The organism is Nitriliruptor sp., from assembly GCF_040882075.1.
Lineage (GTDB): Bacteria > Actinomycetota > Nitriliruptoria > Nitriliruptorales > Nitriliruptoraceae > Nitriliruptor.
This window is the reverse complement of record NZ_JBBEBZ010000161.1, coordinates 1-10,586: the sequence shown is the minus strand read 5'-3', so window position 1 is coordinate 10,586 and position 10,586 is coordinate 1. Positions and strand designations below refer to the sequence as shown.

The window sequence follows — 10,586 nt, the reverse complement described above, 5'->3', positions numbered from 1 at the left end:
GGGGTCTACCGGTAGGCGGGGAGGGGCTGGTCTGCCCCCTGGGGTCTACCGGTAGGCGGGGAGGGGCTGGTCTGCCCCCTGGGGTCTACCGGTAGACCCCAGGAGGTTCGCCTACCGGTCGGCGTCGAGGGCGGCCTGCATGGCCAGGAGCTTGAGGCGGGTCTCCTCGAGCTCGTCCTCCGGCAGGGACGCGGCGACGACCCCGACGCCGGCGAACAGCCGGGCCCGGGCACCGGCGAGCTCGGCGCACCGCAGGGCGATCCCCCACTCGCCGTCACCGTTCGCGTCGATCCACCCGACGGGGGCGGCGTAGCGGCCGCGGTCCATCCCCTCGAGCTCGCGGATGACGGCGAGCGCCCGGTCGCGCGGCGTGCCGCCGACCGCCGCGGTCGGGTGCAGGTCGGCGACCACCTCCAGGACCGACGCGGGCGCGGCGAGGTGGCCCTCGAAGGTCGTGGCGAGGTGCTGGACGTTGTCCAGCCGCAGCAGCCGGGGTTCGGGGTCTTCGGTCAGATCGGTGCAGCGCGGTGCCAGGACGGTGCGGACCGAGTCGGCGGCCAGCTGGTGCTCGTAGCGGTCCTTGTCCGAGCCGAGCAGCGCGGCACCGAGGGCGGCGTCGTCGGCCTCGTCGGGCGAGCGACCGGTGGTCCCGGCGAGCACGCGCGACACGACCCGGTCGCTGTGACGGGCGAGCAGCAGCTCGGGTGTCGCCCCGACGAGCCCCTCAACGACGAAGGTGTGGCAGCTCGGGAAGCGGCGTGCCAGGCGGCGTGCGAGGTCCAGCGGATCGAACGGCTCCTGCGACCACACCGCGTGATCACGGGCGAGCACGACCTTGTCGAGCTCCCCGGCGCGCAGCCGGTCCACGGCGGTGGCGACGGCCTCGAGCCACCGCAGGTCCGGCTTCGACGAGCCGGCGAACCGCGGACGGTCGCGGGCAGGTTCGACCGGGGGAGCGCTGGCCGGGCCGGGAGCGGGCTCGGCGCCGTCGGCATCGACCGTCGTCAACCACGTGGCCCCGTCACGGCGGCCCACGAGCACCCGCGGGATCACCAGCGCGGAGCTCGACGCGTCCGCGTCGAAGCTGAACGAGCCGAACGCGGTCAGTCCGCTGCCCGGGACCTGCACCTCGTCGTCGACCTCCGCGTCGGCGACGAGCTCATCGAACGTCGCCTCGGCGCGGGCGAACCGGTCCGCGCCCGGGCCGGGGGCCAGCCGGGCCGCCACGCCCCAGCCGACCAGCCCCTCACCGCGGCGCACCCACGCGTGGGCCTCGGCGGAGGTCGGCGGCAGGTCCAGCAACGACCGATCGTCGTCGAACCGGCGGGTGACGACGCGCAGGGTCACCCCGCGCCTCCATCGTCCTCGTCACCGTCCGTCGTCTGGGCCGCGATCTGGTCGGCGGCGGCGGCCAGCAACCGGCGTCGCGTGTGGTGGGCGACGAGCCGCTCGGTGGCGGGCAGCATCACGCGGTAGGCGGTGACCAACCGCTCGGCAGCCTCGGAGTCGTCGAGCGCCGTCCCGCGTACCGGGTCGCGGACGAAGCGCAGGAACGCGTCGACGGCGTGGTCGGCCACCTCGCGGACGGCGGCATCCGTCCGGCGGCCGAGGTCCAGCAGCTCACCGAGCGGTAACCCGGCCTCGACCAGCGCCAACCCGGCGCGGACCGCGTCGGCGTCGGCGCGCGAGAACCGTGCGACGCCGTCGTGGTCCACGTGGTGGGGCAACAGCAAGCCCGCGCGGGCGATCGACTCGAGCAACGCCCGGGTCGCCCCGACCTCGCTCGCGAGCGCATCGAGGTCGAACGGCGCCTCCTCGTCGTCGCTGACGGCGGCCGCCAGGGCCGCGTCGGGACGCGACAGCGGTCCATCGGGATGCGACGGCGGTCCATCGGGATGCGACGGCGGACCGTCGGGGTCCGACGGTCCACGGTCCGGCAGCGGGGGAAGCGGAGGCACGCCCGGAGGCTACGCCACCCATCGGGAGCGCAGCCCGCCCCGCGAGGTCAGCCCCGTCGGGAGCGCAGCCCGCCCCGCGAGGTCAGCCCCGTCGGAACAGGCCCTTGCGGCCGGACCTCGTGCCGCGGCCACCGTCGCCGCGCGCGGTGAACGAGCCGTCGAACGGCGACAGCAAGGGCGGTGCCGGCTGGTCGGGGCTGGCCTGGTCGTCCGCGTCCGAGGTCCCGGAGGAGCGGGTGGTCTCCGGTTGAGCCGGCTGATCACCCTCGGTCGTCGTGGCCGGGGGCGGGGGCGAGCCCTCGGACGGCGACGCCGCGTCACGGTCGTCGAGGGTCCGCACGGCAGCTGCCAGGTTGGCCAGCGCATCGAGGTCGGACGTCTCGTCGGACGAGCTCGCAGGAGCCGGCGTCCCGGGCGAAGCCGAGACCGGCTCGGGTGTGGCAGGCAGCGGTGGGGGCGAGCTCGCCGCCGTCGGCGTCGGCGCCGACGGAGCGTCGAGCGACGGTGACGCCGACGGAGCGTCGATGGATGGTGGTGCTGGCGGCGACGGTGGCGCCGGCGTCGAAGGGACCTCCGACGCGGCCGCCGCGGCATCCGAGGCAGCTCCGAGGTCACCGAGCGCGTGCAGCTCGCGGAGCAGGTCCTCCGGTGGCGGCGGCGGGACTGGAGCCTGCGCTCCGGTGCCTGGCACGGACGGCGGTCGCGCGGCACGGCTCTCGCCGGTCGCTGCGGGCCCGGCCTCTGGCTCGACGACGCCCACCCAGGGTTGTGGCTCGTCGGGGTGCGGGGTGTTCGAGCCGATGACGGCCGCGACGCGGGCTCCGGCGGCACCGACGGTGTGACCCTCGGGGCACCGGCCCGACGGGTCGATCATCGCCGGGGTCCCGCAGTCGATGCAGTGGACGAAGGGCACAGCGGTCTCCTGGCGGTCGGTGCGGTGCGGGGCGCGGCCGTCGACGGCGGCGGTCGGTCCGGCCGGCCGCCCGCGCTGTAGCCTCGCGCGGCGCACGCCCCCTGTCGTCCCCCCATCGGCACGTGGTGGCCTCGTGTTGAGCACCACCGCTCGATCGTCCGCCTCCCGCACCGTGTCCGAGGCGCCCTCCGGAGGAGCCGTGACCGCCACCCGCACCGCGTCCGGGCACGATCTGCCCGCTGCCGGCCGTGAGGGCAAGGACGCCGCGCTGGTCCAGGCCATGTTCGACCGGGTCGCCCCGCGTTACGACCTCGCCAACACCGCGCTGTCGCTCGGTCAGGACGCGCACTGGCGACGCGTGGTCGCGCAGGCCGCGCGCCCCGCCGACGCCGACGTGCTCGACGTCGCCGCTGGTCCGGGCAACGTCGCGACCGAGCTGGTCGCTCGCGGCGCACGCTCGGTGGTCGCCCTCGACCTCTCCGAGCAGATGCTGCGCGTGGGGTACGACCGGGGCCACCAGGGCATCCACTGGGTGAACGGGGACGCCCTGGCGCTGCCCTTCCCGGCCGCGAGCTTCGACGCCCTGACCATCTCGTTCGGGCTGCGCAACGTGCCGGACCCCGAGGCGGCGGCTCGCGAGTTCGCCCGGGTGCTGCGTCCCGGCGGCCGGGTCGTGGTGTGCGAGTTCGCCGCGCCGACCTGGCGGCCGTTCCGCGAGGTCTACCGCCGCTACCTCGTCGGCGCCGTCCCCGGTCTCGCCCGCGTGGTGTCCTCGTCGCCCGACGCCTACGTCTACCTCGCCGGATCCATCCTGGCGTGGCCCGATCGACGCACCGTCGCCGGCTGGTTCGAGGCGGCCGACTTCGCCGAGCTGCAGGTCAAGGACCTGGCCGGCGGGATCGTCGCCGTGCACCGGGGTTTCCGCCGGTGAACCCCGCCTCGCCCGGCACCCGGGCCCGCACGCTCGCTCACCGACGAGCCCGGCCGGTGGCCACGCTGCTGGCGCTCCTGCTCCTGCTGGCCGCGTGCACGTCCGAGCGCGACCCCTCGCAGGAGCTCGCGGACGCCGTCCAGGCCACGGCCGCCGAACCGTTCTCGTTCGGCGTCTCGGCGCGTGCCGACCGGGCCGCGCTCGACCAGCTCGGCGGCGACGCGCTCGCGGCCGCCAGCTTCCTCGAGGGAGCGGGGATCGACGGCGCCCGCGACCCCGACGGCCGGCTGCGGATCGCGGTGACGCTCGGGGGGGATGCGCCGCTGCTCGAGGTGATCGCCGAGAGCGGCGACGCGATGCTGCTGCGGACCGGTCTCGGTGCCGTGCTCGGGCTCGAGGGCCGGGATCCGAGCGACGCGCTCGAGCCCGCTCTCGACCGGCTGGGCATCGACGCTGTGGGCCGTGAGGCGCTGGTCACGTCGTTCTCCGGTGGGTGGGTGGCGCTGACCGACATCGACGAGCTGGGTGAGCTGGTCGGGGCTGCGACGGGGGAGGACGCGGGCTCGGACGTCAGAGCGTTCGGGCTCGCCGACCTGCTGGCAGCGATCGAGGTGACCGGCGCCCGCGACGCGGGCGAGATCCGTCGTCTGGACATCGAGGTCGAGACCGCCGTGCTGCTCGAGCGGCTCGGGTTCGACGCGGGGGACGCCGCCTCGGACCGCACGGTCCCGGGCACCGTGGACCTGCGCGACGGCAAGGTGTCGGAGGTTCGCGTCGAGCTCAGCGGCGGCGATCTGACCGACCCAGCCGGGGGACCGGACGCGGATCGCGACGGGGGCGAGGACGGCGAGGGCGACGCGCAGACCGGCGTCGTCGAGCTCGTCCTCACGATCGACCCCGTGACCGAGGGCGATGCCGTGGAGCGGCCCCAGCCCGGCGCCGAGCTGACCGCAGCGCAGCTCATCGACCTCGTCGAGCGGCTCCAGCCGGCTGCGGAGGCTGGCGACGTGCCGTCACCGTGACCCCGGCGCAGCGACCCCGTTCAGCTCACCCCGCCCCCGAGGTAGACTGCGCCGCTCGTGAAGGTTTTCACGAGCGGAGCGATCGGGGCGGCTCGCACCCACCGGTCCCACCGGTCCCACCGGATCGACCGGCCTCCGCCCACCACCGCTAGGAGCTCCGATGGCCACGACGCTCGACCCGGTGACCTCCGCCGACGTCGTCGTCGCTGGCGCCGGGCCCGGGGGTGCCGCGGCAGCCGCCCACCTCGCCTCCCTCGGCTACGACGTGGTCCTGCTCGAGAAGGACCGCTTCCCCCGGGACAAGGTCTGCGGGGACGGCCTCACCCCCCGCGTCGTCGGTGAGATGCTCCAGCTCGGCATGGTCGACGAGGCGCACGGGCGCGTCGACGGCTGGGCCACCCAGCGGGGGCTGCGCATCCACGGTGGATCGACCGTCATGGAGCTGCCGTGGCCGGAGCTCGACGACTGGCCGTCCTGGGGTGCGACCGCGACGCGCAAGGTCTTCGACGAGGCCGTCGCACGCCGGGCGCAGGCCGCCGGGGCGCAGCTCCACGAGGGGGTCGCCGTGACCGGTCCCCGCTGGCGCGACGCGTCGCAGAGCCGTGCTGCCGGCGTGACCTGGCGTGACGAGGACGGTCGTGAGGGTGAGGTCCGCGCCCCCGTGGTCATCGCTGCCGACGGTGCGTCCGGGGGGCTCGGCAAGCACCTCGGTGTGACCCGTCGCAGCGACCGCCCGATGGCCGTCGCCGCCCGGACCTACTACCGCTCGTCACGCTCCGACGACCCGTGGATCAGCTCGTTCCTCGACCTGACCGATGCGGCCGGGAACCTGCTGTCGGGGTACGGCTGGGTCTTCCCCCTCGACGACGGCACGATCAACGTCGGGCTCGGGCTGCTGTCGACGTCCAAGGACTTCCAGGCGGTCAGCTACAGGAAGCTCCTCGGGTCCTGGGCGGGTGGTATCGCCGACGAGTGGGAGACCACCGAAGCCAACCGGACCGACGCGATCCGCTCCGGCCCCATCCCCATGGGCTTCAACCGCACCCCGTTGCACCAGCGGGGTGTCCTGCTCGTCGGGGACAGCGGCGGCATGGTCAACCCGTTCAACGGCGAGGGCATCTCCTACGCCATGGAGGCGGCGCGGCTGGCGGCCGACGTCGTCGACCGCGCCATGACCACCAAGCGGACCGCCGACCTCGACGCCTACGACCGCGAGCTCCGGCAACGGTGGGGTGGCTACTACACGCTCGGCAAGGTGTTCGCCGAGCTGGTCGGGCACCCGGCCGTCATGCACGCCTGCACCACCTACGGCATGCCGATCCGTCCGCTCATGGAGCTGGTCTTCAAGCTGATGGCGCACCTGACCGACCGCCACCCGTCGGACACCAAGGACGTGATCATCAACACCCTCTCGCGGCTGGTACCGGCCGCGTGAGGCGCGCGACCCTGACCTCCGGTGGCGTGGCGTCTTGCGACCCGCGACGGCCCACCCCTACCGTTGCGCGCGACCGGGGCCGTGTGTCCCGCGCGTCGCTCCGACTCCGCGTGCCGAACCTGGTCCGCTGAGCGCCACCTCCACCTGCCGCACCCCACGCGGAGACGCCACCGATGCTGTCCGAGTACCTCCCGATCCTGTTGCTGGCCGGGCTGTCGATCGCCTTCGCCGGCGGGTCGCTGCTGGTCAGCTCCATGGTGGGTCCCCGCGCCCCGAACCCGACCAAGCTCTCGGCCTACGAGAGCGGGAACGTCCCGCAGGCCAAGATCCGCGGATCGCGTTTCTCGGTGAAGTTCTACATGGTCGCCATGATGTTCCTGATCTTCGACGTCGAGGCGGTCTTCCTCTACCCGTGGTCGGTGGTCTTCCGCTCGCTCGGGTGGTTCGGGCTGGCCCAGATGAGCATCTTCCTCGGGATCCTCGGGGTCGCCTTCGTGTACGAGATCGGCCGTGGAGGTCTCGAGTGGGACTAGAGAACAAGCTCCCCAACGGCGTCCTGCTCACCAACCTCGAACGGTTCGTGAGCTACTCGCGGTCCACGTCGATGTGGCCGGCCACCTTCGGCCTGGCCTGCTGCGCCATCGAGATGATGGCCGCCGGCGGTCCGCGCCACGACATCGGCCGGTTCGGCATGGAGGTCTTCCGCGCGTCGCCGCGGCAGGCGGACCTGATGATCGTCGCCGGTCGGGTGAGCCAGAAGATGGCCCCGGTCCTGCGTCGCATCTACGACCAGATGTCGGACCCCAAGTGGGTCCTGTCGATGGGCGTGTGCGCCACCTCGGGCGGGATGTTCAACAACTACGCCCTGGTGCAGGGCGTGGACCACATCGTCCCGGTCGACATGTACGTGCCCGGGTGCCCGCCACGCCCCGAGATGCTGCTCGACGGCATCCTGAAGCTGCGCGAGCAGGTCCGGACCTCGACCTTCGCTGAGCTGGCGGACCACTCGTGAGCGACCAGCCCACCACCGCGACGACCGCCGAGACCCCGGCGATGCCGGCCACCGACCACGCCCCGGCGACCGTGCGGGGGACCCTCGGTTCCCCGCTCTCGCACGAGGCGCTCACCCTCCGGATCCTCGATCGCTTCCCGACGGTGCGCACCGACGTCCACCGCGGTGAGCTGACCTTCTTCGTCGACCCTGGTGAGGTCGTCGACCTGCTGACCTTCTGCCGCGACGATGACGACCTGTCGTGCGCGCTGCTCGCCGACCTGTCGGGCGTGCACTTCCCGGCGGGCGAGCACGTCGTCGAGCGCCAGGCGTCGACCACCGGCTGGCCGGAGCACCGGGTGTCGCGCGACGTCGGGGTCGTCGAGGTGCTCTACGTCCTGCGCTCGATCGCGCGCAACCACTGGTTCCGCGTCTCGGTCGCCGTGTCCGATGTCGAGGGCGAGTCGACGGTCCCGACGGTCACGCATCTGTTCCCGACGGCGAACTTCCACGAACGCGAGGTCTACGACCTGTTCGGCGTGGTCTTCGAGGGCCACCCGAACCTCGAACGGATCCTCATGCCCGACGACTGGCTCGGCCACCCGCAGCGCAAGGACTACCCGCTCGGTGGCGTCGACATCACCTACAAGAACGACAAGTTCATCCCGCCGCCGGACGAGCGCGACATCCGGGAGATCGTCGAATGAGCGGCGTTGTTGCCCCGTGCACGGGGCACCATCGGTCCGGAGCCCTGTTGCCCTTCGAGGCGACGACGACGGTCTCGGAGGTGGTGTCGTGAGCGCTCCCACGCAGCCCCCCACGCCCCACCCCGACGACGAGCTCTGGGTCGAGGGAGCCGACTGGGAGTCGGTCGTCGACGCGGTCGACGACCAACGCATGACCGTCAACATGGGGCCGCAGCACCCCTCGACCCACGGCGTGTTGCGCCTGCTCCTCGAGCTCGACGGCGAGATCGTCACCAAGCTGCAGCCGATCATCGGCTACCTGCACACCGGCATCGAGAAGAACGCCGAGTACCGGGCGTGGCACCAAGGTCCGACCTTCTTCACCCGCATGGACTACGTGGCGCCGCTGTTCAACGAGCACGCCTACTGCCTCGCGGTCGAGAAGCTGCTCGACATCCGGGTGCCGGAACGGGCCGAGGTCGCCCGCGTCATCCTGCTCGAGTTCAACCGCATCGCGTCCCACCTGATCTGGCTCGCCACCGGCGGTATGGAGCTCGGCGCGACGACCGTCATGACGATGGGCTTCGGGCTGCGCGAGCACATCCTCGACCTGTTCGAGTCGCAGTCGGGCCTCCGGATGAACCACGCCTTCTTCCGGCCAGGCGGCATCGCGCACGACCTCACCGACGACTTCGAGGCCCGGTGCGAGGCCCTGCTCGAGATGATCCCGGGCAAGATGCGGGACTTCGAGGATCTGCTGCGCAAGAACCCGATCTTCAACGACCGGCTGCGTGACGTCGGCTACATCGACGCCGACACCTGCCTGGCCTACGGCGTCACCGGCCCGATCCTGCGGGCTGCCGGCGTGCCGTGGGACCTGCGCAAGACCCAGCCGTACTCGGGGTACGAGCGCTACGACTTCGAGGTACCGACCTCCGACCTCGCCGACTGCTGGGGCCGCTTCGAGGTCCGCATCGCCGAGATCGACCAGTCGATGCGGATCATCCGTCAGGCGCTCGACCAGCTGCCGGCGGGCCGGGTCATGGTCGACGACAAGCACATCGCGTGGCCGTCCCAGCAGTCGCTCGGCGTCGACGGGGTGGGCAACGACCCCGAGTACATCCGGCACATCATGGGCGAGTCGATGGAAGCGCTCATCAACCACTTCAAGCTGGTGACGCAGGGCTTCACCGTCCCCGCCGGCCAGGTCTACGTCCCGGTCGAGTCGCCGCGAGGAGAGCTCGGCTACGCGGTCACCTCGGCGGGCACCAACAAGCCCTACCGGGTGCACGTGCGCGATCCCTCCTTCGTCAACCTCCAGGCGGCCGACGTGATGAGCCGCGGCGGGTCCGTCTCGGACGTCATCGTCGTCGTCGCCTCCCTCGACCCGATCATGGGTGGCGTCGACCGCTAGCCCGACCCCACCTCCCGCCACATCCCCCCGCCTCCCGTCACATCCCCCCCGCCTCCCGTCACATCCCCCCCGCCTCCCCGAGGTCCCGACCGTGCCCCTGACGCAGACCACGCGCGACGAGCTGGTAGCGCTGACGCAGCGCTACCCCATCGCGCGCTCCGCCCTCCTGCCGATGCTCCACCTCGTGCAGTCCTACGAGGGCTTCGTCAGCGAGGACGGCGTCGCGGTGTGCGCCGACGTGCTCGGGCTGACCAAGGCCGAGGTCGGTGCGGTCGCGACGTTCTACACCATGTTCAAACGGGAACCGGTGGGCGACTACCTGCTCAGCGTCTGCACGAACCCGACCTGCAAGATCGCCGGCGCGCAGGACATCTACGAGTCCTACGTCGAGGCGTGCGGCGGCGCCCACGTCGACCCGGAGGGTGGGGTGACCGTCGAGCACGCCGAGTGTCTCGGCATCTGTGACGCGGCCCCGGTGGTCCAGATCAACTACGAGATGTTCGGTCCCGTCACGCAGGACCAGGCGATGGACCTGCTGGCCAAGGCCAAGGCGGGTGACCCGCCCGCCTCGAACCGCTCGGGCGAGGTCCCGCCGACCTTCGCGGCCATCGAGCGCGAGCTGTCCGGCATCGACGACGGCGTCCACGACCAGCTCGTCGACGCCGCGCGCCGGCAGGCGACCGGGGACGTGCCACCGGCGGACCGCTCGGACGAGACCGACATCCCCGTCACCCACCCCGGCGGCGACCCGGCTGGCCACGGCGGGCGCGCGTTCGCCGCCGCCTTCGCTGGCAGCGACGGTGACGGTCCGGCGGCCGGCACGCCGGGTTCCGACGCCGACGCGACCACGGCATCGGCCGACGCGACCGAGGACCGTCCCGGGGTCGAGCACACCGCCGATGCGGGGGAGCAGGCCGCCGCCAGCGAGGTCGCCGACGAGGCGGGCTACGACGAGGGCAGCGAGCTCGCCGATCAGGTGACCGACCCGGCGCCCGAGACCCCGGCGGACGCCGACGTGGGCGCCGACGTGGGCGAGCAGGCCGGCGACCCGCCCTCCTCCGAGCGCAGCGGCGTCCCGGCCGACGCTCCGGAGCCAGCGACCCCACAGGACGCCACCCGGCACGAGGACCAGACCGAGAACCGGACCGAGGAACCCCGAGGCGACGACGAGGGAGGTGACCGGTGAGCGACCAGCCGACACCTGACGAGGCCACGCCTGACGAGGCCACGCCCGAC

10 protein-coding genes and 1 pseudogene are annotated in these 10,586 nt (G+C 72.9%); 8 read left to right on the top strand and 3 right to left on the bottom strand.

Annotation, left to right across the window (positions count from 1 at the left end):
• Window positions 1-111: 111 nt before the first annotated feature.
• From WEB03_RS09825 to WEB03_RS09815, 3 genes are all read right to left on the bottom strand, one after another.
• A complete protein-coding gene (locus WEB03_RS09825; protein WP_368070771.1) occupies window positions 112-1,347 on the bottom strand; it encodes an isochorismate synthase MenF in 1,236 nt (411 codons plus the stop codon).
• Complete coding sequence (locus WEB03_RS09820; RefSeq protein WP_368070770.1) at window positions 1,344-1,958, bottom strand: hypothetical protein; 615 nt, start codon at window positions 1,956-1,958, stop codon at window positions 1,344-1,346. The genes WEB03_RS09825 and WEB03_RS09820 overlap by 4 nt, the downstream gene beginning before the upstream one ends.
• 82 nt (window positions 1,959-2,040) lie before the next feature.
• A complete protein-coding gene (locus WEB03_RS09815; protein WP_368070769.1) occupies window positions 2,041-2,871 on the bottom strand; it encodes a hypothetical protein in 831 nt (276 codons plus the stop codon).
• Window positions 2,872-3,139: 268 nt separating this feature from the next.
• Here WEB03_RS09815 and WEB03_RS09810 point away from each other — a divergent pair, with 268 nt between their 5' ends.
• From WEB03_RS09810 to WEB03_RS09775, 8 genes and pseudogenes are all read left to right on the top strand, one after another.
• Window positions 3,140-3,802 (top strand): ubiquinone/menaquinone biosynthesis methyltransferase, encoded by a 663-nt coding sequence (locus WEB03_RS09810; RefSeq protein ID WP_368070826.1) that lies wholly within the window; start codon window positions 3,140-3,142, stop codon window positions 3,800-3,802.
• A gap of 56 nt (window positions 3,803-3,858) precedes the next feature.
• The gene (locus tag WEB03_RS09805; RefSeq protein ID WP_368070768.1) at window positions 3,859-4,824 is read left to right on the top strand and encodes a hypothetical protein; all 966 of its coding nucleotides are present in this window, start codon (window positions 3,859-3,861) and stop codon (window positions 4,822-4,824) included.
• Window positions 4,825-4,984: 160 nt separating this feature from the next.
• Window positions 4,985-6,259 carry a geranylgeranyl reductase family protein gene (locus tag WEB03_RS09800; protein ID WP_368070767.1) on the top strand — a complete coding sequence of 425 codons (1,275 nt, stop codon included), beginning with the start codon at window positions 4,985-4,987 and terminating at the stop codon, window positions 6,257-6,259.
• Between the two features lie 173 nt (window positions 6,260-6,432).
• Window positions 6,433-6,792 (top strand): NADH-quinone oxidoreductase subunit A, encoded by a 360-nt coding sequence (locus tag WEB03_RS09795; RefSeq protein WP_368070766.1) that lies wholly within the window; start codon window positions 6,433-6,435, stop codon window positions 6,790-6,792.
• Window positions 6,783-7,232, top strand: a pseudogene (locus tag WEB03_RS09790) (NADH-quinone oxidoreductase subunit B family protein); the annotation flags it as partial. The gene WEB03_RS09795 and the pseudogene WEB03_RS09790, both read left to right, overlap by 10 nt.
• Before the next feature lie 35 nt (window positions 7,233-7,267).
• On the top strand, window positions 7,268-7,957 hold the full coding sequence (locus WEB03_RS09785; RefSeq protein WP_368070765.1) for an NADH-quinone oxidoreductase subunit C: 690 nt from the start codon (window positions 7,268-7,270) through the stop codon (window positions 7,955-7,957).
• A gap of 88 nt (window positions 7,958-8,045) precedes the next feature.
• Window positions 8,046-9,350: an NADH-quinone oxidoreductase subunit D gene (locus tag WEB03_RS09780; protein ID WP_368070764.1), complete on the top strand. Its 1,305-nt coding sequence runs from the start codon at window positions 8,046-8,048 to the stop codon at window positions 9,348-9,350.
• Window positions 9,351-9,441: 91 nt separating this feature from the next.
• Window positions 9,442-10,536 carry an NAD(P)H-dependent oxidoreductase subunit E gene (locus WEB03_RS09775; protein WP_368070763.1) on the top strand — a complete coding sequence of 365 codons (1,095 nt, stop codon included), beginning with the start codon at window positions 9,442-9,444 and terminating at the stop codon, window positions 10,534-10,536.
• Window positions 10,537-10,586 lie beyond the last annotated feature (50 nt).